15 protein-coding genes are annotated in these 25,321 nt (G+C 71.6%); 4 read left to right on the top strand and 11 right to left on the bottom strand.

Features of this window, described 5'->3' with window-relative positions; genetic code table 11:
- Positions 1-104 precede the first annotated feature (104 nt).
- The gene (locus tag AMK10_RS22910) at positions 105-1,370 is read left to right on the top strand and encodes a glycoside hydrolase family 16 protein (protein ID WP_073749770.1); all 1,266 of its coding nucleotides are present in this window, start codon (positions 105-107) and stop codon (positions 1,368-1,370) included.
- 126 nt (positions 1,371-1,496) lie between these two features.
- On the opposite strand, the gene AMK10_RS22905 is transcribed toward AMK10_RS22910, so the two are convergent.
- Positions 1,497-2,984, bottom strand: coding sequence for a benzaldehyde dehydrogenase (locus tag AMK10_RS22905; RefSeq protein ID WP_073749769.1), 1,488 nt, complete (start codon positions 2,982-2,984; stop codon positions 1,497-1,499).
- A gap of 370 nt (positions 2,985-3,354) precedes the next feature.
- Between AMK10_RS22905 and AMK10_RS22900 the strand changes: the two genes are divergently transcribed.
- Together AMK10_RS22900 and AMK10_RS22895 are read left to right on the top strand one after the other, a co-directional pair.
- Entirely contained in the window at positions 3,355-4,836 is a 1,482-nt protein-coding gene (locus tag AMK10_RS22900) for an NUDIX hydrolase (RefSeq protein WP_073749768.1), read from the top strand.
- The gene (locus AMK10_RS22895; RefSeq protein WP_107428481.1) at positions 4,821-5,870 is read left to right on the top strand and encodes a GNAT family N-acetyltransferase; all 1,050 of its coding nucleotides are present in this window, start codon (positions 4,821-4,823) and stop codon (positions 5,868-5,870) included. Before AMK10_RS22900 ends, AMK10_RS22895 begins: the two co-directional genes overlap by 16 nt.
- 16 nt (positions 5,871-5,886) lie before the next feature.
- Here the strand turns inward: AMK10_RS22895 and AMK10_RS22890 are convergent, their stop codons facing one another.
- Complete coding sequence (locus tag AMK10_RS22890; RefSeq protein ID WP_073749767.1) at positions 5,887-6,801, bottom strand: SDR family oxidoreductase; 915 nt, start codon at positions 6,799-6,801, stop codon at positions 5,887-5,889.
- 158 nt (positions 6,802-6,959) lie between these two features.
- Complete coding sequence (locus AMK10_RS22885) at positions 6,960-9,443, bottom strand: VWA domain-containing protein (protein WP_073749766.1); 2,484 nt, start codon at positions 9,441-9,443, stop codon at positions 6,960-6,962.
- Positions 9,444-9,714: 271 nt separating this feature from the next.
- Between AMK10_RS22885 and AMK10_RS22880 the strand changes: the two genes are divergently transcribed.
- Positions 9,715-11,523, top strand: a complete 1,809-nt coding sequence (locus AMK10_RS22880; RefSeq protein ID WP_073749765.1) for a cholesterol oxidase substrate-binding domain-containing protein — start codon at positions 9,715-9,717, stop codon at positions 11,521-11,523.
- 113 nt (positions 11,524-11,636) lie between these two features.
- Here AMK10_RS22880 and AMK10_RS22875 read toward each other — a convergent pair whose 3' ends face one another.
- From AMK10_RS22875 to AMK10_RS22840, 8 genes are all read right to left on the bottom strand, one after another.
- The gene (locus AMK10_RS22875; RefSeq protein ID WP_073749764.1) at positions 11,637-12,434 is read right to left on the bottom strand and encodes an SDR family NAD(P)-dependent oxidoreductase; all 798 of its coding nucleotides are present in this window, start codon (positions 12,432-12,434) and stop codon (positions 11,637-11,639) included.
- 130 nt (positions 12,435-12,564) lie between these two features.
- Positions 12,565-13,665: a polyprenyl synthetase family protein gene (locus AMK10_RS22870; protein ID WP_073749763.1), complete on the bottom strand. Its 1,101-nt coding sequence runs from the start codon at positions 13,663-13,665 to the stop codon at positions 12,565-12,567.
- A complete protein-coding gene (locus AMK10_RS22865) occupies positions 13,662-14,750 on the bottom strand; it encodes a tetratricopeptide repeat protein (RefSeq protein ID WP_241839637.1) in 1,089 nt (362 codons plus the stop codon). The genes AMK10_RS22870 and AMK10_RS22865 overlap by 4 nt, the downstream gene beginning before the upstream one ends.
- A gap of 274 nt (positions 14,751-15,024) precedes the next feature.
- Positions 15,025-19,026 (bottom strand): hypothetical protein, encoded by a 4,002-nt coding sequence (locus tag AMK10_RS22860; RefSeq protein WP_073749762.1) that lies wholly within the window; start codon positions 19,024-19,026, stop codon positions 15,025-15,027.
- Between the two features lie 27 nt (positions 19,027-19,053).
- Positions 19,054-22,389, bottom strand: coding sequence for a hypothetical protein (locus tag AMK10_RS22855; RefSeq protein ID WP_073749761.1), 3,336 nt, complete (start codon positions 22,387-22,389; stop codon positions 19,054-19,056).
- A gap of 54 nt (positions 22,390-22,443) precedes the next feature.
- Positions 22,444-22,950 carry an LGFP repeat-containing protein gene (locus AMK10_RS22850; RefSeq protein ID WP_073749760.1) on the bottom strand — a complete coding sequence of 169 codons (507 nt, stop codon included), beginning with the start codon at positions 22,948-22,950 and terminating at the stop codon, positions 22,444-22,446.
- An 83-nt stretch (positions 22,951-23,033) separates the two neighbouring features.
- The gene (locus AMK10_RS22845) at positions 23,034-24,263 is read right to left on the bottom strand and encodes a hypothetical protein (RefSeq protein WP_079180833.1); all 1,230 of its coding nucleotides are present in this window, start codon (positions 24,261-24,263) and stop codon (positions 23,034-23,036) included.
- Positions 24,264-24,319: 56 nt separating this feature from the next.
- Positions 24,320-25,099, bottom strand: coding sequence for a peptidoglycan-binding protein (locus tag AMK10_RS22840; RefSeq protein ID WP_143194977.1), 780 nt, complete (start codon positions 25,097-25,099; stop codon positions 24,320-24,322).
- Positions 25,100-25,321 lie beyond the last annotated feature (222 nt).

Genomic DNA, 25,321 nt, shown 5'->3' with positions numbered 1-25,321 from the left:
AGTCGCGATGTGCGTGTCTCCGGTCCAGACCAAAGCCTTGACAGGGTCGGCGTTCATTCCTTAAATCACGTGTTGAACTAAGTACTTCCCCGAAGGGAGAAGGAATGAGTTCCACGCGTTTCCCCAGACGCCTGGTCCTGTCTCTGGTCATGGCGCTCGGCCTCGCCTCGCTGTCCACCGGACTCACGCAGAACACTTCCACGTCGGCCACCGCGCCCACGACGGCCGCGGCGGCAACGGCGGCCGTCACGTTCGCCGACGAGTTCGACGGGCCGGCGGGTTCGGCTGTCGACGGTGGCAAGTGGCTGACCGAGACGGGCGACAACGTCAGCAACCACGAGCGGCAGTACTACACGGCGGGCACCAGCAACGCCGCGCTGGACGGCCAGGGCAATCTGGTCATCACCGCACGCAAGGAGAACCCTGGCAACTACCAGTGCTGGTACGGGAGATGCGAGTACACCTCGTCGCGTCTGAACACGTCGGGGAGGTTCACGTCGACGTACGGTCATGTCGAGAGCCGGATGAAGATCCCGCGCGGTCAGGGCATCTGGCCCGCGTTCTGGATGCTGGGCGCCGACATCGGCAGTGTGGGATGGCCCAACAGCGGTGAGATCGACATCATGGAGAATGTCGGCTTCGAGCCCGGCACCGTCCATGGAACCCTGCACGGTCCGGGGTACTCGGGTTCGGGCGGCATCGGCGCCGGTTACACGCTGCCGGGCGGGGCGGCGTTCGCCGACGACTTCCACACCTTCGCCGTGGACTGGGCGCCCGACTCGATCACCTGGTCGGTGGACGGCACGGTGTACCAGCGCCGTACGCCCGCCGATCTCAACGGCAACCGGTGGGTGTTCGACAAGCCGTTCTTCCTCATCCTGAACCTCGCGGTGGGCGGCTACTGGCCGGGCGACCCCGACGGCAGCACCACCTTCCCGCAGCAACTCGTCGTCGACTACGTCCGCGTGACCACCGGCGAACAGTCGGGCGGCGGGCCCATCACCGGCCTCGCGGGCAAGTGCGCGGACGTCGCGGCCGGCGCGACGGCGAACGGCACGGCGGTGCAGTTGTACGACTGCAACGGGACGGCGGCACAGAAGTGGACGGTCGGTTCCGACGGCACGATCCGTGCGCTGGGCAAGTGCCTGGACGTCGCTTCGGGCGGTACGGCCGACGGGACCCCGGTGCAGTTGTACGACTGCAACGGGACGGCGGCGCAGCAGTGGGCGACCCCCGCGGCCCGCGACATCGTGAACCCGCAGGCCGACAAGTGCCTGGACGTGAGCGGAGGCAACAGCGCCAACGGCACACGGCTGCAGATCTGGACCTGCACCGGAAGTGCCAACCAGAAATGGACGGTGACCCGGTGACGGTGGGCCGCCGGCGGTGACCCCGTGACGGCGGGCGGCCCGTAGGACCGCCCCGCGGGAAACACCGAGGCCGGTGCACCGGGACGAAGGCTCCGCGTCCCGGTGCACCGGCCGTCCCACTCCCTGTCAGAGCGGGTACTGCGCGGGCTCGCGGCGGAGCGTGATCCAGCGGGTCTCGGTGAACGCCTCGACATTCGCTTCGGCGCCGCCGTGGCGCGACCCGGTGCCCGAGGTCCTGACCCCGCCGAACGGGGCGTTCGCCTCGTCGTTCACGGTCTGGTCGTTGATGTGCACGATGCCGGTCGGAATGCGCTGGGCGAGTTCCAGGCCGGCCAGCCCGTCGGCCGTCACCACGCCGAGCGAGAGGCCGTACCCGGTGTCGGCGGCGAGGGCCACGGCCTCCTCGTCGGTCGAGTACGACACGACCGACACGACCGGGCCGAACACCTCCTCGCGGTACACCGTGGCCTCCCTGGGCGGAGAGGCGACCACCGTCGGGCGGTAGAAGAGCTCGTCGTAGGTGCCGCCGGCCGCGAGGGTCGCGCCCTGCTCCACGGCCTCCTCCACCCACGTGTGGATGCGGTCGCGCTGGGTCGCGTCGATCACGGGCCCCATGTGTACCTGGCCGGCCGCGGGGTTGCCGACGACCATCGAATCGGCCTTGGCGGCGAGCTTGGCGACGTAGTCGTCGAAGAGCGACTCGTGCACGATATGGCGGCCGATCGACATGCAGATCTGGCCCTGGTTGAGGTAGTTGCCCCAGGTGGCGAGGTTGACGGCCTTGTCGACGTCGGCGTCGTGGCGCACGATGAACGCCGAGTTGCCGCCCAGTTCGAGGTGGGCGCGCTTGAGGTGGCGCCCGGCCAGCTCACCGACCGCCTGGCCCGCCCGGGTGGAGCCCGTGAACGCGATCACGCGGACCCGCGGGTCCTCGACGATCGCCGCGCCCACCTCCGCGCCGCCCGGCAGAAGCTGCAGCAGGCCCTTCGGGAGGCCCGCCTCCTCGAAGATCCGCACCATCGTGACCCCGCCCGTGATGACCGTACGGGGGTCGGGCTTCAGCAGTACGGCGTTGCCGAGCGCGAGAGCGGGAGCGACGGCTCGGATGCCGAGGATCAGCGGCACGTTGAACGGCGAGATCACGCCGACGACACCGGCGGGAACCCGCTGGGCGAACGACAGACGGGGCTCCTCGCTGGACAGCAGCTGCCCCAGCGGATGGGACGGCAGGGCCGCGGCCTCGTAGCACTCCGACGCGGTCACCTTGACGGCGAATCCGGCGAACGGGGGGACCGACCCCACCTCGCGCACGTTCCAGTCGACGATCTCCTCGGCGTGCTGCTCCCACAGCCGGCCTGCCCGGCGGAGTACGGCGGCGCGCTGCGGATGCGGCAGAGCGGCCCACTTCTTCTGCGCGCGCTCGGCGCTCTCGGCGGCGCGGGCGACGTCCGACGTGTCGGCGAGGCCGATGGTGGCGAGAACCTCGCCGGTGGCAGGCTCGACCGAGTCGATCGTCCCGCCCGCGCCCTTGGTCCACTCGCCGTCGAGGTGGATTCGACCGGCGAACACCTGCGGGTCGATCAGCCGATCGGTTGTCTCCAGCACTGCGGTCATCAGAAGATCCTCTTCTCAGTGGTCGCCGGTGTTCCACTTCCAGGCTGTCATGGCCTGAACTGCTCTGCCGATGGCGGGACACCCCTCGGTTCCGCCGACAGCCCGGTGGACGTGGTTCCCCGCCTGGGCGTTCCGACCTGGCCGACAGCGCGAACTCCGTGGCGCGGGTGCGGGTTCCTCCCGGCCGAGGACATCGGCGTTTCGGCCAACCACCTTCACCGGGGATTCCTTGCGGGACAAGGGTCCGTGCACTCCGCACCCTCCGGCATCCGCTCAGGACCGGGGTTCTCGGAGCGGCTGAAAAACATGTGTTCGAAATCGGGCCCGGCTCGTTGGTCACCACGACGCAGCCACCACTGGAGGAGACACATTGACATCGGCTGGATCGAACCCGGTCCGTACCCTCCTGCACGCGTACCTGGATCACCATCCTGATGAGCGCGCCGTCCTGCGCCCCCTTCTGACGGCCCTCGACGAGGAGACCCAGGAGGGCGACGGACCCGGCATCACGTGTGGCGCCGTCGTCGTCGACCGTGATCGGCGCGTCCTGCACGTCCGTCCCGGAGGCATCGGACCCGCGGTCATACCGGGCCGCCGGGTGAGGCCGAGGGACGCCGCACCGGCGGCCGTGGCGCTCGGCGAGGTCGAGCAGCGGACGGGCCTGCGACGCGGCGACCTCTGCCACACCCCTCAGTACCTGGACGTGCCGATCGACATCGCGGTCCCGGAGTCCACCGGTCGGCACTACGACATCCGGTTCCTGTACTGCCTGGCCCACGAGGACCCCGTGACCCGGGGGAGCGGCACGGACGCGCACACGGACTGGCTTCCCCTCGACCAGGTCTCCTCCGCGTCACTGCGTACGAAGCTCCTCGACAGCGGCATCGACGGGATACCGCAGCCGGTGAACGCCTCGGCGCTGATCTTCGACGGCTGCGGACGGTATCTGCTGCACCTGCGTGACAACCATCCGCAGATCTGGGAGCCGGGGGCGTTCTCGCTGCTCGGCGGGGGCCGGGAGATCCAGGATCGGTCGCTGGAGGACACCCTCCGGCGTGAGCTCCGCGAGGAAGCGGGCCTGGACCTGCCTCTTCTGGAGCCCTTCGCGGTGGAGGGAGCCATCGGGGCGGACGGGCTGTGTGTGCCCATCCAGGTCTTCGCCGGCCGCTGGACCGGTGACCCCGACACCCTGCCGCTGACCGAGGGCGTCCTGCTGAGGTGGTTCCGTCCCGAGATGCTGCACCGGTTGCGGCTGAGCCCCTCGACGCGCGAACTCGTGCACAGGCATGCGGCCCGGCGCGGTGACGCCGCCGGCCGCCGTGAGGACGGCGCGCGCCCGCCGGGGACGGTGGAGGCGGCGGGAACGGCGGGGACCACGGAGGTGGCTGATGTGCCGGGCGTCCGGGGAACGGTGCCCAACGTCGTCGGAGCCCACCTCTACCTGGAGGACGACGAGGGGCGGGTGCTGCTCGGCCTCCGGCATCCCGACAGCGCGTACGCCGGGAGTACCTGGCACTTTCCGGCCGGGCACTGCGAGCAGGAGTCGGCCGTCTCCTGCCTGGTGCGGGAGGCCCGGGAGGAGACCGGCCTGGTCGTCGAACCGGCGGACGTGGAGTTCGTACACCTGGTGCACATCGTCCACACCTCGGGATCGCGCCCCCGGATGCAGCTCGTCTTCCGGGTCCGCCGCTGGCAGGGCACGCCGGAGGTCCGCGAACCCGACAAGTGCCTCGCCTGGCGGTGGTGGAGTCCCGACGCTCTGCCCGAGCCCCTCGTCCCGTACACACGGAAGGCGATCGAAGCGATCGGCGAAGGCCGGCTCTACACGGAGATGGGATGGGGAACGACATGATGAGCGCGACGACGGCGGGCAGCGGCCGCACGGGGGTGCCCGGTGCGCCGGTGGTACGCCGGGCCACGCCCGCCGACGCCGAGGGCATCGTCCGGCTGCGGTCCGACGTCGGCCTCTCCGGGCGCCTGGACGAGGAGTGGATCAGCCGGTGCAGTACCCAGATGACGGCCAGACTGGCCCCCGGCGGGGACGCCAGGGCGTTCGTCGTCGACGCCCCGGACGGTACGCCCGCCTCCTGCGCCCTCGGCCTGATCCATCCGGTGCTCCCGGAACCGTCCTGCCCCGGGGGACTCGCGGCGCGCGTGCACACCGTCGCCACACGGCCCGGCCACCGGCGCCGAGGGCTCGCCAGGGCGGTCCTGACCGCACTGGTCGACCGGCTGCACGCAGAGGGCGTCACCCTGTTCGAGTCGCACGCCGGTGACGAGGCGGCGGCGCTCCACCGCCGGCTGGGGTTCGCGGCAGGCCCCGCGCCGATGCGGATGACGCGGCTCGAGGAGCCGGTGCGACGGATCGACGAGCCGGAGACCGAGCGGACCTGGCTGCCCCCGGAGCAGTACGCCGAGACCCTCATGAAGGCCACCGGTTTCGCCTGTGTGTACTTCACCGACGCGGATGACCGGCCCCTCCAGCTGCGCTCCGTCTACAGCGCGACGCATCCGTGGCAGCTGGCCGGCGGCACGATGGACCCGGGCGAGCGGCCGTGGCAGACCGCCACCCGGGAGTGCCTGGAGGAGACGGGCATCGCGGTCGACGGCCCGCCACGGCTCCTGGCCGCGGTCTACGGGCTGCCCGGGGCGGAGTGGCCGTACAGCACCATGGGCGCGGTCTTCGACGGCGGCCGGCTCACGGATGAGCAGATCCGCCGCCTCGTCCTGGACCCGAGGGAGCACGACGAGGTCCGGGTCCTGCCGTTGCGCGAGTGGAAATCCCTGATGCCACGGCGGGACTTCGCCCGGCTGTGTGCGGTGGCGGAGGCCCGTCGTACCGGCGTGGCCGCCTACTACGACACATGGGACTGGGGGCAGGAGTGACCACGGCGCCGGACCGTCAGCGGTAGCCGGCCGTGTCGGCAGGCCTGCCGGGGTCCTGGACCTCCGTGAGATAGCGCCAGGCGTCGGGGCGGCTGCCGTCGAGGTCGGTGAAGCCGTACTCCTGGGCGAGGCCGCCGCTGGACAGCGACCGTCCGTTCCAGCGGCTCACCCGAGGGTCGGCGGCCAGGGCGGCGACGGCCCGGCCGACGTAGAAGGGGGTCTCGGAGATCCCGAAGTGCGGCTCGCGCTCCAGCGCGTCACGCCAGTTCTCCTCCTGGACACCGAAGTTGTCGAGCATGATCTCGGAGCGCAGCCACCCCGGCGTCAGGGCCACCGCCGTGGCGCCGCGTGGTCCCACCTCGTGGCCCAGGGCGAACGCCATCCGGAGCACGGACGCCTTGGCGAGGTCGTAGAAGAACGAGACCCGGTAGGTGTTCCTGTTGTACTCCGCGGTGCCGTCGGTCACCTCGACCACCAAACCCCCCTCGTGGCGCAGCAGCAGGGGCAGGGCGTGGTGGCTGGTGATCGCGTGGGTCTCGACCGCGAGCCTCAGCAGCCGAAGCCCCTTGTCGAGGTCGTGCTCCCAGACGGGTTTGTCCCATGCGAAGAGGTGCTCGCCGCCCCAGATGTCGTTCACCAGGACGTCCAGCCGGCCGTGCTCCGTCGCGATGCGGTCCACCAGCGCGGCGACCTGCGCCGGGTCCAGATGATCGGTGGGTACGGCGATGCCGAGGCCTCCCGCCTCCGTCACCAGTTCGGCGGTCCTCTCGATGGTCTCCGGGCGGTCGTACTCCGAACGCCTGGTCCGGGTCGTGCGGCCGGTGACGTACACGGTGGCTCCGGCCGCGCCGAGCTCGACCGCGATTCCCCGGCCCGCGCCCCGAGTCGCTCCCGCGACGAGGGCCACCTTGCCGTCCAGCTCTGCTGACATACGTATCCTCCGGGTCGTTGTGCGGCGCTGCGCCGGTGCACCGATGTTCGCGCCGAAACCGGACACCTTCTGTCGTGTTGGCGAAGGGCCCTTACCGGAACGGTCGAACGTTCCGGGAAGGGCCCTCGTCCTGGACGGCCGGTGGAGCGGGCGGTGGGTCAGCCGCGGCGCCTGCGCGCGACGACCAGCAGCGCCAGGGCGCCGGCCAGCACGCATCCCAGGGCGGTCAGGGCGAGCGCACCGCTGCCGCTCGCGCCGGTGTCGCCGAGTCCACCTTCGCCGTGGTCACCACCGTGGTCCCCACCGCCGTGGCCGCCCTCCCACGGGGGCTTCGTGGGGTGCGGGGACGGGGACGGATGCGGGGAGCCGCCCTCGTCCTTGTTGGTGAGGGTGCAGGTGACCGCGTCACCCCGGGCGATCGTCACCCGGCCGTCGGCGACCGGCACCTCGCCCCCGGTGCCGGTGCAGGCCCAGCCGGCCGACGTGTATCCCCCGGGGCCACCGGACTCGCCGAGCGTGTACGTCCCCCCGGGCACCGCCACGTCCGTGACCTCGGGGCTGCCGCTCGTACCGGAGAGGTCCCCGGGGCCGTCCGCCGTCAGGGTCCAGTCCTCGGGGCCGGCCGTCCCACCGTGCTTGTTGACGACGCGCTTGACGAGCGTCAGCCGCGCCTCGCAGCTCACGGTGTTGCGCACGGTGAACGCGTTCTCGGTTCCGGTGAGTTCGGCCTCGTAGGGGAGTGCCTCGTCGACCGTCCCGCCGTCGGCCTCCGTGACCCGGCTGCTCTCCACGGTGCAGGAGTCCGGCACGGTCGTGGTCTCGGCGATCGTCGTGGTGTCACCTACGGTGTACCCGTCGCGGGCCTCGCCCCAGTTCTGGGCGGTGGCCTCGGTTCCGGGGCCGGTCAGGGTGAGGTCCGCGCCGAAGCCGTCCGGCCTGTCCTCGTGGGCGTACGTCTCTCCGTCGATGCTCCATTCCTTCTCGACGGTGACCTCCGCGCCCGCGGTCTTCACGGGCCGGTTGTACATGACGCAGCTGATCGCGGAGAGCCGGGCGACATCGACGGAGAACGCCGGGGCCGCGGCCGTACCCGTGTTGGTGACCGGCACCGGTTCGCCGGTGTCGAGGTCGGTGCAGACGGCGTTCTGCCCGCGCCGCGTCACCAGGTCGAAGCCGGGCTGCTGGGTCTCGGCCACGCCGATGTCCGCCGAGTCGGTCCCGGCCGGGTAGGTGGGTTCGAAGGTCACGGCACCGGTGCCGTCCGACGAGGTCTCCTGGGTGTCGGGCAGCCCGCCCACGCCCGGTGTGGAGGTGGTCGCGGTGAACTCCCAGCCCTCGCCCGCAGGGCTCGCGCCGGTGACGTCCTCACCCGTGTTGTCCTCGGGCACGATCTGCTTGACGACCGAGAGCGTCCCGGCGCAGTTGGTGAGGGCGAGGTCGGTCAGGGCCTTGCCCGCGCCCGCGAAGTCGTCGGTCTGGTAGTAGTCGGCGGTCGTCGGGTTGGTCCCGTCGAAGGCCTCCGTGCCCGAGATCGCCCGGAGGTTCAGCCCGGAGACCCCTTCGACACCCTTGCCGACACCCACGGCGATGACGCGGGAGTCCTCGGCCTTGACGGAGTTGGCGGCGAAGATCCCGCCCTCGACGTCGGCGAAGTGGGTGTGCGAGCCGTCTCCCGAGCGCGGGTTGTTCCAGTACGTCGGGTTGCCGTCGGTGAGGACGACGACCGCGTCGTAGTGCGGCTCGGCCTTGGCCACCGCGTACAGGCCCTGGTCCCAGTTGGTGCCCGAGCCCAGGGTCCAGTCGCGGTACAGGTCCTTGAATGAGTCGGCGCCCGCCTGGGTCGAGACCGGCATCAGAGCGGGGTGGTTGGCCGTGCCCGTGCTCGGTGAACCCCGGTCGAAGGAGAAGAGCGCCAAGCGCGAGGGGGTCCCCGCCAGCGCATCCGTGAATCCGTCGGCCGCCGCCTTGAGGGACGGCAGCGCGCTGCCCACGGAGGCGGAGAGGTCCAGGACGAGCGCGATGTCCAGGCCGCAGCTCTCGGGCAGGCCGGGGTTCTGGCGCGACTGCTGCCAGATGCCGCCGGAGGCGACGTACGGGTTGGCGGCGTAGTCGGTGCTGAACATGAAGTCGCTGGTGGAGGAGTACGTCCGGCCGTCCTCCAGCGCCGGGGTGCGGAACCGGTACGGCGACCGCACCGAGTTCGACCCGCTGCCGTTGCCGGTCCGCAGATCGGGGTTCGTGTACCAGCCGTCGGGGACGCCGTCCTCGACCTGGCGGACGTAGTACCGCTCGCCCTCGTTGGCGCCGCCGTCGCCGGTGTCCGGGACGACGAAGCTGCAGTCGCCCTCGGCGTCCGAAGTGCACAGCGCCCAGGTGCCGTTGACGGGTGTGGTGGCGCCCTCGGACGCGTACAGAGCCAGTCGCACTCCGGCGAGCGGGCCGACGACCGAATCAGCCGTACGGTCGCCGCCCGTCCTCACCGTCACCACGGAACTGCCCGGCGTCGGCGCCGGCACGGTCGCGGGCGCCGCCCCCAGCAACGAGACGAGAGCGACGGCGCCCGCCAGGGCGCGTCCGGCCGCCCGGCGGGCGCCGGCACCGTGGCCGGAGCCCTGGACCACCGCATTGCTCAGCAAGCGCATGGGTTCCCCTCTGACGTTGTACGGGACACTCATGCAAGCAGGCGATATCAGCACTATGTGACTATTAGTCCGTTCGGGGGCGGTGGCGGGTTCACGGTGTGAACGCGTCACGGGACGGTGTACGGCAACCAGCTGAAACGGGAGCGAAGGCCCTTTGCCGCCTGTGCGATCCGGGGGGAGGGTCCTGGCTCATACACCCGAGGGTGAGGGTCCTGCACGCGTTTCGTGCTAAGCGCCGGGAGGAATGCGTGGTCGGCCTACGGTCGTGCCCATGCCTGATTCTCCTGACGCCACGTCACCGAACGCGGACCCCACGTCATCGACCGTTCCTCCGTCCCGGCGTGGAGTGCTGCGTGCCGCGGCCGTCGCAGGCGGAGCGCTCGCCGTCCCCGGAGGAGTCCTGGCGGCCGGTGCCCAGCCGTCCGCCGCGGCGACGCCGTCGGCCGTCCCCTCGGCGCCTCCCGAACTGCCCTCCGGGCTGGAGCCCTACCGCACCCCCTACATCAACTGGGCCGGAGAGATCACCCACCAGGGGCTCTGGGCCTGCGCTCCCCGCAGCGGTCAGGATCTCGCCGATCTCGCGAACTGGGCGCACGCCAACGGGTGGCGGCTGCGGGCGCGCGGCAAGGCGCACAACTGGTCGCCTCTGACCATCACCGGCCCCGCCGAATCGGACCGGCACGTGCTGCTCCTGGACACCACCGAGCACCTGACCCGCATGGAACTCGCGGACCCGCCCGCCGGTGCCCCCGGTGCCGTCCGGGCTCAGACCGGGGTGACCCTGGAGAGCCTGACGGCCTTCCTCGCCGACCACGGGCTCGGCGTCACGAACACCCCCGCACCGGGTGAGCTGACGCTCGGGGGCACGCTGGCCATCGACGCCCACGGCACCAGCGTGCCCGCGGTGGGGGAGGCCCCGCGTCCCGGCCACACCTACGGCACCCTGAGCAACCTCGTCCTCTCGCTCACCGCCGTCGTCTGGGACGCCGCCCGGTCCGCGTACGTGGTGCGTACCTTCCACCGGGGCTCCGACAAGGAGTGCGAGGCACTGGCCGCACACATCGGCCGCGGCCTCGTCGTCGAGGCGGTCCTCCAGGCCGGCGAGGAGGTTCCGCTGCGCTGCCGGAGCCGGGTCGATCTCACCAGCGACGAGCTCTTCGCGGCTCCGGGCAGCGCACTCGCCGCCCGGGGCAACACCTTCGCCGACTTCCTCGACAGCGCGGGCCGGGTGGAGGCCATCTGGTTCGCCTTCACGGACAAGCCCTGGCTGAAGGTGTGGAGCCTCAGCCCGGAGCGTCCCGCCACGGCCCGGGCCGTGCACCACCCGTACAACTATCCGTTCAGCGACTCGCTCCCCACACCGGTCGCACGGCTGGCCGGACGCCTGCTGGGCGAGGGCGCCTGGTATCTCGCCCCGGCCTTCGGCGCAGCGCAGTACACGGTTGCGGCGACGGGTCTCGCCGCCACCTTCTCCACGGACCTGTGGGGGGCCGCGCACAACCTGCAGTTCTACCTCCGCCCGACGACGCTGCGCGAGACCGCCAACGGGTACGCGATCCTCACCCGGCGCGCGGACGTGCAGCGCGTCATCTCGCAGTTCGCGGCCTACTACAGCGAGCAGCTGAAGACGCGGGCCGCGCGCGGCGAGTTCCCGGTCAACGGGCAGGTCGAGATCCGGGTGGGCGGACTGGACCGCCCCGAGGAGTCGGCGGCCCCCGGCGCCAGGCCGCCCCTGCTCTCCGTCGTACGGCCGCTCGCGGACCGGCCGGAGTTCGACTGCGCGGTGTGGATCGACGTCCTGACCCAGCCGTCGACACCCGGCGCCCACGCGTTCTACCGGGACCTGGAACGCTTCCTGCTCGCCACCTTCGACGGCGAGTACGCCCTCACCCGCGTCGAGTGGTCCAAGGGCTGGGCGTACACGGAGACGGAGGCATGGGCGGACCCGGAGGTCATCGGGACGACGGTCCCCGGCTCCTACGGGCCGGGGCAGTGGGCCGAGGCCGTCGGTGTGCTCGACCGTCTCGATCCGCACGGCGTCTTCGGGAACGCCTTCACCGACGGGCTGGTCCGCGTTTGACGCTGGTGCGTGACGTCCCCGCGGGGCCCGTATGTACGGGCCCCGCGTTGTCCGTGCCCCGCGCACAGGGGTGCCGGTGCGCGGGGCACGGACACGCGGACCGGGCCCGCGGATCACGCGTCGCGCCAGCCTCCGTCGACGCGGAGGGTCGTGCCGTTGATGTATCCGGACCCGGGGCCCGCCAGGTAGGTCACCAGCCGGGCGTAGTCGCCGACCCTGCCGATGCGGCCCGTGTCGTTGGGGGCCAGGTTGCCGACAGCGTGCGGTTCGATCTCCTCCCAGGTGTCACCCCATCCCTTCTCCCTGCCCAGGGTCGTCAGCATGTCCTCGGTGGCCGGCACGAGGATGCCGCCCGCCGCCACCGCGTTCGACGTGACCCCCGTGTGCGCGAGTTCGCGGGCGAGCGAGGCCGCGAGGTTGCCCCGGGCGGCGTTGGAAGCGGCGTAGTGCGGCTGGCTCGCCTGCGGCAGATGGCCGGTGACGCTGCTGATCTGGATCACCCGACCCCAGCCGCGCTCCCGCATTCCGGGGACGAGGCGCCGGATCATCCGCACGGCGGAGATGACGTTGATGTTGTAGATGCCGGCCCACTGCTCGGACGAGGTGCCCGACCAGTCCGCGGCGGGGTCGTAGACGCCCGCGTTGTTCACCAGGACGTCCACGGGGCCGGCGGCGAGCGCGGCGGCCGCGGCCTCGTCCGCTCCCGCGTCCGTGCCGATGTCGCCGATCGCGACGCTCGCGCTCCCGCCGGCCTCCCGGATGCCCTTCGCGACCGCCTCGGCCCGTCCCTCGTCACGTCCGTGCACGACCACCGAGGCGCCTTCGGCCGCCAGCTGTTCGGCGATCTCCTTGCCGAGCCCGGAGCTGGACCCCGTGACGAGGGCTCGCCTGCCTTCGAGTTGAAGATTCATCGGACGGCTTCCTTCCACCTGGACGATTCCCGACGGCGGCCCCGTGCCCGACGACGAGGGACCGGGCGCCGGGGTCCACGGTGCTCGGACAGAAATGGACCCGCAAGTCCAAAAGTGCCCCGGCCGGTGCTCACACCCTGCGGTGGAGGAGGAACTCGAGCAGCACCTCGATCTCGCACGCGGCCCGCGGAGCGAGGGGAACGCTCAGCAGACAGGCGCGGGCGGCGTCGAGGTGGTGACGGGCCTCGGTCAGGGTGGCGGTACGGCCGCCGCACGCCTCGACGAGCGCCGCCGCGCGGACCGTGCCCGCCTCGTCGAGGGGCTGCGGGGAGTTCAGCAGGGCGGAGAGCTCCCTGGCGTGGCGGCCCTGACCGGCGAGGGCGGCCAGCACGGGATACGTCTTCTTCCGCTGCCGCAGATCGCCGTGCACGGGTTTGCCCGTGACGGCCGGGTCGCCCCAGATGCCCAGCAGATCGTCCACGGCCTGGAAGGCCACCCCTAGATGGCGTCCCGCCCGGTCGAGCGCGGCGACGGTCCGGGCGGGGGCCCCGCCCAGCAGTCCGCCGAGCGCTGCCGAACAGCCCAGCAGGGTACCGGTCTTGAGCTCGGCCATGGCGCGGTACTCGTCGGTCCGGACCGCCTCGGGCCCTGTCCACGGGCGGGCCGCGAAGAGCAGGTCCTCCGCCTGGCCGCGCACGAGGCCGCTCAGCGTCCCGGACAGCCGGCCCACGGCCGCCGCGGTGTGCGGCCCCGGTGTCTCGGCGAGGGTCTGCACCGCGAGCGCGAAGAGCGCGTCCCCCGCGAGCACGGCGGGCCCGGTGCCGTATGCCTTCCACACGGTGTCCCGCTGCCGCCGCGTCCCGTCCTCGTCCATGATGTCGTCGTGCAGCAGCGAGAAGGTGTGGACCAGCTCGACGGCCACCGCACCGGCCACGGCGCTCTCCCCGGGCGCCCCGGCGGCCTCGGCGGACAGGACGGCGAGGGTCTGGCGCAGCCCCTTGCCCTCGAACGATCCGTCGGCGGGTCCTCCACCGACCTCGCACCAGCCCAGCGAGAACGCGGCCATCTCGCCCGGCCACGGGTGGAGCCGCTCTATCGCGGCGGACAACGAGGGGCGTACCAGGTCCCGGCAGCGGGCCAGTGTGCGGGCCGCGGCCCGCGCGGTCCCGGGGGCGTACGCCGTGCCTGTTTCGCGCGCCCCTTCGGCACGTACGGTCGTGGGCGAGGTCATCGGGCCGCCGCCTCCTCCACGCGGGGCGCGAGCCCGGGCAGCGGGCCCACTCCCAGCTCCGCCACCGCCTTGTCGACCATGTCCCGGGCGTGCCGCAGACCGATCCGGTCGAGGGTCCGCCGGAGCCCGGCCAGTTCAACCGCGGTCTCCGCCGGATTCCGCCCGAGCCGGGCCAGCGACTTGGTGAGCCCCAGCCGGGAGAGCGCGGCTCCCCGTGGTTCGTTCATCTCCTCGAACTCCCCGAGGGCCAGTTCGTAGGTGTCGCGGGCCTGCGTGTACTGCCCGGCCCGGTAGTGCACATTGGCCCGCATCTTGTGGTTGTACGCCAGCGCACTGGACAGCTTCATCTCGCGGCAGACGGCTTCGGCCTCGCTGAGCAGCGCCAGCGCACGCTCCACATCACCGTCGCGTACGGACACCACGTCGGCTATGCCGCGCAGCGCCCACGCCCGCCCCCGCCAGTCGTCGGCCCGGCCCGCCGTCACGGCCGCCTCCTCGAAGAGCGCCAGCGCCTTGTCGTAGGAGCCGGTGTTCCGGTGCATCTGGGCGATGCCCTCCAGAGCCCAGACCGTGTGCCTGGCCTCCCCGCGCTTCCTGGCCTCGGCGAGCAACCGCTCGTGCAGTTCGCCGACGGCCTGGTAGTCGCCCTGGATGCGCCCGGTCTCCGCGAGGCCGGCGAGCGAATAGCCGCGTACGACCACGTCGCCTCCCCGCTCGCCCAGTTCGGCCGCGAGCCCCAGCAGGCGGTACGCCAGTGCCAGCGAGCCCCGCTGGCGGGCGAGCGTGCCTCCGCTCCACAGTGCCCAGGCCATCGCCCCGAGATCCTCCGCCGAACGCGCCGCGCGGTAGCTCGACTTCCAGGCGGCGTCCGCCTCCTCCACCCTCCCCAGCCGTCGGCACGCTTCCGCGACGGCGAGTCCGCAGCGCGCCATCTCGCTCTGCTCCCCGGCGTGTTCGGCCGCTCTCAGCTCCTTGACGCCCTTCGCCAGTACCTCGGTGAGGGAGGAGTTCACCGACAACGAGCCGAGGGCTCCCTGATATTCGGGAGCGAACGCCTTGTCCGTCGGCCGATTCCGCTGAGTCACCCGTGCCACCCGCTCACTGTCTCGCTCGTGGTCCATATCGCTGATCAAGACGGTAGGAGCGCGCAGGGGTTCCACGAATCCGTCTCCGTGCCGGTCGTGGGTCATACCTGAGGGCCACGCAGGAGTGCCCCGGCTAGTCAGCGGGACGGACGTCGGCCGGGCGGGCCCGCCCGGCCGACGTCACCGGTGACCGACGCACCGGCCTGCGTGGAACGGGTGCCGCGGCCGTTCCCGGCCCACGCCCGGGTCCTCCCTGAGACGGACGCGCGGCAGGTCAGTCGTCGAGGTCGCCGAGGTCCACCGTGTCGCAGTAGATCACCCGTTCCTCCGGCTCGCCCGGGCCGTCGGCGCGGACCGACTCGGTCTCCTCGACCATCAGCCTCAGGCCCCGCCGCCGAGGCCCGCCGTGTCCGCCGGGCCCGCCGTGCCCCCGCCGTCCTCGGCGCCCGTGCCACCCGTGCCAGCGCTCCGGCAGCACGACCTCGCCGGTGAACACCGGCCGGTCGGACGTCTCCGCGTCCGCGGCCACGAGTTCGGTCCCGCTGCCCTCGACCGTCATCCAGCCGAGGTCCTCGTCCTCGACGGCCGGATGCCGCCGCTCCAGCCGGGCCCTCACCTTCGCGGGCGGGCTGCCGTCGGGGCGGTACGACGGTCCGGTCAGCGTGATGCCCAGGGACGGGTCCCCGCTGACGGTGAGTTCACGCCAGGGCAGCGTGCGCACGAGATCGCCCAGGACCACGGTCGAGATCTCCGCCCCCTTGATCGATTCGGGCTGCAGGCGCACCAGAGCGAGGCGTACGAAGGGGAGATAGGCATCACCGGTGTCGATGTCCAGGTCGCAGAACCAGCGTTGACGCGCCGTGTCGAACTGCGGGGTGAAGCCGAGCGCGGTGACCGTGGGAGCCCCTGCCGCCACGCCGCCGCCGGGGCCGGGAAGCGGGCGGGCCAGCGGGCCGACCGTCCTGACCGCGTTGGTGAACATCGCGGTCGTCGCGGGCCCCACGGGAGCGGAGCGGTGGATCGGGTCGCGTCCGATCAGGGTGATCACGGGCTCCATGTCGTGGGACGGGGAACCGGGCGCGTCGTCGATCAGGACGCCGAGGAGCTCTCCGTCGCCCGAGGAGTACCAGGGGCGGTCCAGGAAGACGCGGATGCCGCCGCCGCGCCGTCGCCGTACGACGGTTCCCGGTGGACTCTCCGGCTCGTCGAAGGCGAGGGTGGGCATGCAGTAGAGCACCCCGGGTGCGGCCGGCGGCGCGCTGCTGGGAACCGAGAGTTCCACCGTCCCGCCGGGGACGGTCAGCGCGCTCTGCTGGGCCGGGTCGGAGAAGGAGGCGGGGAAGTACTCGCCGAAGCGGCTGGTGGCCACCGGGTGGCAGCGCACCCGACGGTGCTTGGTGTCGCCGAACTCCAGTCTCCGGTAGGGCGGAGCGGAGGCGGCGTTGGCCGCCAGGGTCTCGGCCAGCTCGGTGCTGAAGGTCAGCAGCCCGTCGGTGAGGGTGCACGAGGGCGGAACCTTGTGCGGCTTGCCGTCGGGGCCGTTCGCGTCGGCCAGGGAGAGCGGCAGCGTGAGAGCCGGGGACGCGTTCGGCCGCTCGACGCGTCCGTCGGGTCCTTCGTCCGTGACATCGGTCCACTCGGCGAGCACATCGACCCGCTCGGTGCTTCCGGTGTGCACGGTGACGGCGCCGAGCAGGTGCTCGGTCGTCGCCGACGGGGCGCGGACCGGAGCGGTGCCGAACTGCAGCAGAGGCGCCGACAACGGGCGCTGCACGGCGTGGACCAGGGTGATCTCCTCGCCGGGGGTGAAGAGCCAGTGGCGGCTCTCGTGCGCCGAGGTCATCAGCCGGCCGACCTGCGCGTCATCGGTCGCGGACGACTCGCGGCACCATTCGGCGAGGCCGAGCACGGTGTCCTCGGCGGCGATCCGCGAACAGATCCTGACGGGCGCGACCGCGGCCTTCGGCAGCCGCACCGTCAGGACCCGCGTCTGCTCGTCGAACTGCGGCGGTCCCGTGCCCTCCGTGACGCGGATCCGGAAGGACGCGGGGCTGTGCCAGGTGTCGCCGTCCCAGCCCACCGCGAAGGGCTCGCCGGGAGGCAGGCCCGGAAGGCCGAAGAGCACGGCCCCGGTGGACAGCGGGTCGGGGAGGTAGGGCATCGGCACCTGGTCGCCGGTGTGCAGAACCAGGGGCGGGGTCTTCCCGCCGTCGGCCGAGTCGAGCCCCTCATGGGCCTGTGCCCCGGGCAGCGTCGCGTCGTCCAGCGAGCCGCTCTCGTGCAGGGCCAGCTGGTAGGCGGTGCTCCGCACGGCCGGGTCGCTCGAACCGATGGCGGCGTCCAGCAGCCCATGGCGTTCGACGCATTCGAGGGATGCCTTCGGCGCGACGACATGGCGTTCGTCGTGCGGCGCGTACGGACCGTGGGCGCCGCCGGTCACCAAGGGCGAGGCGTTGAAGTCGGCGGCGTACGCGTCCGGCGGCCGCTCGGGATCGCTGCGTACGACGAGCCGCTGGGTGCGGGCACCGTCGACCAGCGGAAGACGTGGAACCACCACGGGTGAGGGGACCGCTTCGAAGCGGCGGAAGACCTGCGGCCCGGCTGCCGGGAGTGCCAGATCGGCCCTCGCGGGCTCCTCCGCCATCAGGGTGTCGGCCTGGGCGGCGGTGAGCCCGTTGCCCGCCAGGTCGACGGTACGCACACGCACCCGGTAGGACCGGCCGAAACGCAGCCTCGGGAGTGTCCCCGGCCGGGCGACCGAGATGATCTCCAGCGGGACTCCGGGAGCGGCCGGGTTGCCGATGCGCTGGGGCTGGGTCGCCGGGTTCGCCGGGTCCGGGGCGTGCTCGTCGGCGCTCAGCACCTTGCCGGGGCGCGGGGCGGCCAGGGACCAGCCGTCCCAGGTGATGACGTTGTCGTGCAGATAGAGCCGCCCCTCGGTCTCGGGCCGGGTGGCCATGCTCACCTGGAAGAAGCCCTCGTCGGACGCGGTGAGCAGCGGGGCATGCGGCAGGCCCGGCGGGCAGTAGGCCACGTCGCGCTGCTGCAGCGAGAACCACCGGGCGCTGCCGTCGTCCCAGACGTCCAGCCGGTGCCCCCGGACCAGGTCCTCCGAGAACAGCTTCACCTGCCCCGTGGCGGCGGCGTCGGCCACGAGCTCGTCGGCCTTCCGCTTCTGTTCGTCGGCCGCCGCGAAGTCCTCGGCGATATGAGCCATGCGCTCGTTGCGCGCCAGGGTGAGACCTCCGGTCCGTACGACGGGCAGGCCCTTCGACCCCGGGTCGGTGGCGTCCAGTTGGAGGAGCGCCCCGTCCACGTCGGCCTGTTCGATCGAGAAGTCGGCCTGGGGGAGCGGAACCAGTCCCCGGACCGGCGGCGCCAGTGGGTCGGCCGGCTGGGTGGTGCGGGCCGCGGCGACGAACGCGTGCTTGGCCCGGTCGAGGACGTAGGCGGTGTGCGGGGTCACGTCGTGGCTCGGCTTCAGGTTCGGGTCGTCGCTCGTCAGCAGGGGCGTCCAGGTGGGCCGCACGGTGAGGAACAGGCTCCCCGCCGAGTCGGGAACCGCCTCCGCCGGGAGCTCGAAGTCCAGGATCAGGCCCAGGCGGCGCAGCAGCGCCGGGTGGTCGCTGAGCGAGGTGAGCATGCTGTGGAAGTCGGGCACCGGTGTCTCCAGCGGAGGATCGGTGTTCTCCGCGCCGGGTGCGAGGGTGGGGTGGTTCGAGGGCGGGTGGTGGAAGCCGAGCAGCCGCTTGTGGGTCTCCATCCCCTCGCCCGGCGAGGGCGCCAGGCCCTGCATCCCGCCTTCCGGGCTCATCGCGTCCAGCTCCTGGCGCAGGGGCGGTCGGTCGGGGAAGCGGGTGGCCGCCGTCGCGTAGATGTGCTGGGCGCTCCTGGTCATGGCCCGGGACGGACAGGTGGTCACCTCCCGTCCCGTGTACTGGTCGAAGGCGAAGGACTCCAGCACCGTGTCCGGGCGGAAGAGCCGCTGCCACAGCGACGGGTCGGGAGGCGTGCCGGACGGAGCGACCGGCCCGACGGGGAAGTCCTGCGGGGCCGTGACGCCGTCGGTGCTGGCGAACGCGAAGGAGACCGCCGCCACTTGCTCGGGCCAGCGCAGGAAGTCGGAGAAGGGGCCGAGTGTGCCCCGGTTGCCGGGCGGCGCGGCCTCGCCGGTGGAGAGCTGGGGCGCGACGAAGAGCGACACGAGGAGTTTCGTCCCGTCGGCGGAGAAACCGGCGGGGAGGACGGTCCAGGTGACGCGTTGCTGGAGGGGCATGGCTGGATGTCTCCTTTGACGGCCGGCTCAGGCCGCGAAGGCCAGGCAGTACGTGTCCCAGTCCTGCGGCTCCACGCACTGGGCGAATGTGGGGTCACCTGGCGCACCGGCGAAACTGCGCTCCAGGGTGAGGGAGACGGTCTTGCTGAAGAAGGCGATCCGCACGCTCACGGACAGGGTGCCTCGGCCGCGTATGACCGACTCGCCGCCCGACTTCTGGTAGGTCAGCTCCAGATAGAACTCCACCGTCACACTGACGATGCCCAGCACCGAGAGATAACCGGTGCACCGCAGATAGCCGCTCAGGGTGATGTTCTGGGACTGCGGGTCCGTGTTGTCGAGCTTGAAGTAGACGCCCGCCATGATCGAGACCCCGCCGCTGGCGATCCCCAGGTTCAGTGCGGCGGATCCTCCGAATTCGAGGGCTCCCTCGACGATCTCGATGCCCCTGGAGGAGACCTCCATGGCGAAGAACCCACCGCCGCCGAACAGGGAGACGCTGACGTTGAACGGGTTCCGGCGCTCGCAGACGGAGAACCTGAAGCGGATCGGGGAGTCCTCGAACGGGATGGTCAGGCCGGCGGACAGGGAGAGGTTCTGCAGGCTGAAGACGCCGACCCCGATGCTGGGTATCGCGAGGGTGTAGCCCGCTCTGATCCCGGCCGGGTCGATGTCGATGTACGCGCCCTTGCCGAAGCCGTCGGCGGGCAGGAGGCTCCGCAGGTTGTTGATGAACGACAGGGCGCCCTCGAAGACGAGCTCGAGGCCGGAGGCGTCGATGTCGGGCTTGCCGCCTGGGCTCGCGGTGAAGGCCAGACGGGCGATCCTCACCTCGACCAGTCCCGCGAACTTGATGACGAGACCCGTCAGTTCACCGCTGATGGACGACTTGTCCAGGGCGTCGGGTGAACGGACCGTGCGGGAGTCGAGGACGAGCGAGGCCTGGGAGAGGTCGAGGAACCCGGCGCTCTTGAGCGGTGGTTTCCACACGTAGCGGAGTTCCTTGCCCGCCCCGTCCGCCAGGTCGGTGACCCGCAGCAGGGGGACGGGCAGCAGGGACAGGGGATCGCCGCTGTTGATGATCTGGTCGATCCTGCTGTCGGAGAGCTGCGCGAGATCGGTCACCGCCGACTGAGGGATGACGCCGAGGATCTCGGGCAGGCTGACGAGCCCGAGCAGCTTCCCGATGTCGAACGCCTTCTTGATGTCGTCGAACGGCACATTCTCCGCGGCGGGAGCCTTCGAGAAGGTCTCGGGCAGTACCCCGGCCCGGCCGGTGATCTCGGAGACGGCGGCGTTGGGACTGGCGAGCCCGCCGGCCTGCTCCGCCTTGAGCAGCAGTTGCACCGGCGTGTTCATGGTCAGGTAGGCGCCCGAGGGGTTGTCGGTGAAACCCCGCTCCAGATAGGCGGAGTTCATACGGACCTGTACGCGCCCTCCGCCCGGCGCGAACGCCTCGACCGCCGGCTCACGCACCTCGGCCCCGGCCACGAACAGCACCGCGTCCAGAGGATGGTCCCCGCCGGCCGCGATGTGCTTCACGTCGAAGCGCAGCGCGTTCACGGGGTGGCAGGTGCTCCCCGGCATGTCCGGCAGGGGCTCCGCGATCGCCATCTCCTGGCCGTCCAGCGGGGCAAGAGCCTGCGCGTCGGCCGCGCCGAAGGAGGCGGGCGACGCCTGGGCGTGCGGGAAGGCCGGCTCGACGGAGCCGTCGCGGGCGTTCTTCCCCGGGACCAGGAGCAGGGGCATACGGAAGGTGACCTGGCGTCCCTCCTGGTCGGTTCCGGTCACCGGCAGCAGATAGTGCGTACCGGTCCCCTCCAGGGTCGCCCAGAAGGGGCCCTCCTGCTGCGGCCCGTTCAGCTTCGGGCTGACGCGCTCGTTGATGTGCAGGGAGCGCAGCGGCATTTCACGGCCCTGGTGGACGTATCCGGTACTCGCTCCGTAGGCGAGGTCGGGCTGCGGGAACTCCGCGTGGAACTCCGTGATGAGGCCGGCGACGACGCTGCCTCCCTGTGTCCCGGTGAAGATCCGCCGGGTCTCGGCGATCCACAGCGCCTGATGGCCCGTATGGCAGTAGTAGCGGTTCGCTGTCCGGTGGTACTGATCGCGTCCCAGGCCGGTGATGTGGTCGTATGCGGCCAGAGGCGGTTTCCTGCCGGCCTTGGTGAACTGAGTCTCCGACTCCGGGGGCAGCTCCCAGGCGCCGTGCAGATGGGCGGACGCGCCGAGCGGCGTGAGCCTGAACTGCTCCGCGTGCAGCGGGCCGTTGATGATCGTGATGGGCTTCCCGTCATTGTCGAACACCTCTTGCCTGCTGGTCTGGATGACGATGCCCTTCAGGTCGTCCTCCCTCAGGGGCTGCCCCTCGGGCATCGGCCCGCGGTCCGTCACCGTCGCCACCGCACGCAGCAGCGCCGCTCCGCCGCCCTCGGGGCCGAGCAGGCTGGTGTGCCAGAGCTCGGCGCGTCCGTCGGCTACGAACGGATCGGTCAGATGCTCCCAGCGGGAGAGAGCGTCGTCGTACGTGAGCAGGAGCCGCATGGGGAATTCGACGATCGTCCGCTGTACGCCGCCGAAGACGGACGTGGTGCCCGGGTCGGGAGCTCCGACGACGGGTACGGACTGGAGGACCAGCCGGGTCCAGTCGAGGAGTTCGGCGAGGGAGAGGCCGACACCGTCCATGTTGTCGGGCAGCGAGAAGGCGAGGGTGGAGGGCCGCGCGGACCACGCCTGCACGAGCGGTTCGCCGACCAGGGGAAGCGGCAGGGGCAGGGTTGCTTCGGCGACATGCTGGGGAGGCAGCGTCACCAGGATCTGGGCGGGGCCCGGTGCCCGGCGCAGGAGCCGACGGCCGTCGTAGCGGAGGTTCACCAGGGCGATGTCGAGGACCAGCAGGTCCTGCGGCCTGAGCACCCGGAACGGACCGCCGAGGGCCGGATCGTCCTCCTGGCCGGGGCGGTCGGGGTGGTCCGGGCGGTCGGGGTGGTCCGGGCGGCCGGGGTGGTCGGGGTGGCCGGGGTGGTCCGGCCGGCCCGGCCCGTCGTGCCGGTCACGGCCGTCCGGCCTGCCGTCGTGGGGACGGTCCGGGCGGAAGTCGCCGCCGCCCCGGTCGCCGTCGCCCCGGAAGCCGCCGCCGTCCCCGTCCCCGTGCCGGCCCCGGTCTCCACCCCCGCCCCTGCCTTCGCCTCGGCCCTCGCCCCTGTCCCCACGGCGGCCGTCACCGTCGTGGCCGCCACCGAACCCTCTCCCGCCTCCGCGCGGACCACCTCCGCCGCCCTGGGGCCGCCCACCTCCGTGCCGCGTCAGCAGAACCTCCCTCCAGAGCCTCAGGAGGGCGAGCTGGGTGCCGATGTGGAACATGCCGGTCTCCTGGCACGATTGGGGCCGGGGGCGCCGGCCGGTGTGCGGGGTGCGTCAGTCGAAGGGGACGGACTTGTGGGCCACGGCCCCGTTGCCATCCGCGTTCCGGACGACGTGGCCGCCCTGGAAACGGTTGTTGCGTCGCTCGGGAGGTCCCATCTCGTCGGAGACCGGGTAGCGGAGGAAGCTGCGCTCCCAGCCCATGTCCGCCCATGTCTGACGGATCGGACCGTGGACCTCGTGCGCGCCGGTCTCCGGGGTCCAGTAGATGGAGCCGCCCTCGAAGTGGTTGAAGCGGCCCACGCCGTCGGGGCACGGCGACTCGTCCGTCACCGGGTACCCGAGGAAGTTGCCGGAGCCCCCGAGACGGGCGTACTGGAGTCGGATGTCCCCGTGGACCTCGTGTGCGCCGGTCTGCGGCGACCAGTAGATCGAACCGTTCTGGTAGTCACGTGACCGGCCGCGCCCGTCGGGGTTCGCCCCCTCGTCGCTGCCCGCGCCGGTGTCGACCGGCTGACCGAGCCACTGGCTCTGTGCCCACTTCTCGTCGATGGCTGACATCGGACCTCCCTGTGACGGAAACACCGGCGGTACGAGCACCGGCGCCCTGGATGGATGAACTGCTGACGGGGCGTCATATGCCCTCATCTGAGGTCGGGGGAGTCGGCGGCCCTGCTGCCGGGCCCGCGGACGGAATCGAGCAGCGCCTGCCCCTGGTGATCGACGTACTTCGTGAACAACTGCTGCGAATAGCCGAAGACGATCGCCCACGCGATGATCTGCGCGGTGGAGTCGAGAGCGCTGAGGCCCGGAATGAACCCGCCGCGCATGAGCAGCAGGCCGAGTACGGCGGTCAGGGCGCCCAACGGGAGCTTGAGAAGGGCCAGGACCACGGGGACGTTGTACGGCATCGAGGTGCCCCGGATCCGGCGCAGCGCCGCCGCCGACGCGATGGCGGCGGAGAGTACACCCACGATCTCGATGACGAGGTAGTCGCCCGCCTGCGCGACCCCCGCGATCATTCCGCTCGTGAGGGGCTCGGACGGCGGATCGGGGACGACGACCTCGCTGGCCGTCGGACAGACGACGTTGAAACCGCCCTCGAACTCGGGCGTGAAGCAGAGCGGGACCAGCGCCTCCCAGACGACGGTGATCACCGCGACGGCCGCCGCGGCGATGGTCAGGCCGACCGTGACCGTGGCGACGATCCGTACGAAACTCCGCACCCGCAGACGCTCGTTCCACAGCAGTTTCCGGGCGAGACCGACCGTCTCGGCCAGGAACGCCCGCTCGCTGGGGCGGAGTTTGCGGTCGGCGTTGTGCTGCATCCCGCGCGCGATGTCGGTGACCCGGACCCTTCTGGGATCACTGGGCGCGAAGTGCTCCTCGACCAGGGCCACCATCTGGGGGAGCATCGCCTTGATGTCCTCGGCGGAAGCCATCCAGACCATGAGGTTCAGCGCCGCGTCCATGTGCGCCTGTGCGACGCCCAGATGGGCGGCGCGCCTTCTGCCGGGCCGGCTGACGAGAAGGGAGCGCTGGGCCTCCGCGAGCTCCCAGCGGGCTTTCGACGCGTAGTTCGTCACCACCCGCCGCCGGTCGGAATCGACGGACGCCCTGGTACTCAGGGCGTCGATGATGGCGTCGAGCTCCGTGATCCTCGCTCGCAGGCCCTCCTTCTGCTCCCAGGGGCCCACGTCGTCGCGGGGGGCGAGCCACTGCGCCAGGCTCTGCGGCTCGTCCGCGTCCGCGATGCTCCCGGCCGGTGGTGCGACGTCCGGTCCCGGCGGGACCTGGCCCGCGGCGGGCCCCTCGTCGGGCGCCGGCGTGCGGGCCGCTCGTCTCCTCGCGGCGCCGACGGTCCATGTGGCCATGAGGGTTCCTCCTCAGGAGACTCCCGGGTCTTCGCGGGAGCACGGGCGCGCGGTGGTCATACGCCGTCGGTCCGGTGTCCGGCCTCGGCGAGCCGTGCTGCGAGCGCGGTCAGCGTGTCACCGGTGCACTGTCCGGTCGGGGTCAGCCCCTGATCGCTCTGGAACGCGCTCACGGCGGCTCGGGTGTTCGGCCCGTCGATGCCGTCGGCCACCCCCGGGTCGTAGCCCAGCAGAGCCAGACCCTGCTGGATGCCCCGCAGGGTGCCGAGGTGGACGATCGTCCCGTCCTCACCGCCGCCTCCTCCGACGACCGGGGGTGAGCCGTCCTGGAGGAACTGGACGGACGTCGCCGCGTCGGAAGCGGCCGTACCCACGAAGAAGTCGTACATGTTGTCCACGCCCCGGTACTGGTCGTCGGGCGCGGGGGCGCCACCGAGGATCTCGGTCATCGCCATGTGGAGATGAGGGGTGGTGCCGCCGAAGCTGAGCACGGAGCCGAGCACATCGCCCCGGCTCACGGTGGTGTTGACGCCGATGCCGGGCGGGACGTCCTTCAGGTGCGTGTAGAAGCCGCCCATCATGTCGTTGGGCGAGCGCATGAACAGCTGTGCCCCGTAGATCTTGGGGGTGTCCGTGGAGGGGGCATGCGGCTGGAAGACGGTGACATGGGCGTCGAAAGCCGCACGGACCTGTGAGTCCTCCGTCGCGCCGAGGTCCATTCCGTATTCGATGTACCACTTCGCCGGGGGCGAATGTGTTCCGATGTGCGGTCCGCCGAGACCGCCGGTGAATCCTGCGGAAACGGGGCTGGACACTTCGATGTCGAACGCTGGCATGACGTCCTCCGGGCGATGGTCCACGTCGCGATGCGGTGGATGCTGATCCGGGTCCTTGCGCCGGACCAGGACGCCTTGCAAGCGTATGACGTCGGCAAGGTCGTCGCTACCGCATCGGACGCGGATTCCTCCTGCATTTCGACGCCAATTCAACTTTTACGGCAGAGAAGTTGGGGATTCATCGTTCGCGTGGCGTGGGAATCCATCGCGGGCAGGTCTATA

Source organism: Streptomyces sp. CB02058, from assembly GCF_001905505.1.
In the GTDB taxonomy this organism is placed as follows: Bacteria; Actinomycetota; Actinomycetes; order Streptomycetales; family Streptomycetaceae; genus Streptomyces.
Note: the sequence above shows the minus strand (reverse complement) of the source record. Positions and strands in the feature narration are given on the sequence as shown.

Bases quoted from the DNA above. Each gene is read 5' to 3' on its own strand.
- AMK10_RS22910 (WP_073749770.1), top strand. From the start codon at position 105: ATGAGTTCCACGCGTTTCCCCAGACGCCTGGTCCTGTCTCTGGTCATG.
- AMK10_RS22905 (WP_073749769.1), bottom strand. From the start codon at position 2,984: ATGACCGCAGTGCTGGAGACAACCGATCGGCTGATCGACCCGCAGGTG.
- AMK10_RS22895 (WP_107428481.1), top strand. From the start codon at position 4,821: ATGGGGAACGACATGATGAGCGCGACGACGGCGGGCAGCGGCCGCACG.
- AMK10_RS22890 (WP_073749767.1), bottom strand. From the start codon at position 6,801: ATGTCAGCAGAGCTGGACGGCAAGGTGGCCCTCGTCGCGGGAGCGACT.
- AMK10_RS22885 (WP_073749766.1), bottom strand. From the start codon at position 9,443: ATGCGCTTGCTGAGCAATGCGGTGGTCCAGGGCTCCGGCCACGGTGCC.
- AMK10_RS22880 (WP_073749765.1), top strand. From the start codon at position 9,715: ATGCCTGATTCTCCTGACGCCACGTCACCGAACGCGGACCCCACGTCA.
- AMK10_RS22875 (WP_073749764.1), bottom strand. From the start codon at position 12,434: ATGAATCTTCAACTCGAAGGCAGGCGAGCCCTCGTCACGGGGTCCAGC.
- AMK10_RS22870 (WP_073749763.1), bottom strand. From the start codon at position 13,665: ATGACCTCGCCCACGACCGTACGTGCCGAAGGGGCGCGCGAAACAGGC.
- AMK10_RS22860 (WP_073749762.1), bottom strand. From the start codon at position 19,026: ATGCCCCTCCAGCAACGCGTCACCTGGACCGTCCTCCCCGCCGGTTTC.
- AMK10_RS22855 (WP_073749761.1), bottom strand. From the start codon at position 22,389: ATGTTCCACATCGGCACCCAGCTCGCCCTCCTGAGGCTCTGGAGGGAG.
- AMK10_RS22850 (WP_073749760.1), bottom strand. From the start codon at position 22,950: ATGTCAGCCATCGACGAGAAGTGGGCACAGAGCCAGTGGCTCGGTCAG.
- AMK10_RS22845 (WP_079180833.1), bottom strand. From the start codon at position 24,263: ATGGCCACATGGACCGTCGGCGCCGCGAGGAGACGAGCGGCCCGCACG.
- AMK10_RS22840 (WP_143194977.1), bottom strand. From the start codon at position 25,099: ATGCCAGCGTTCGACATCGAAGTGTCCAGCCCCGTTTCCGCAGGATTC.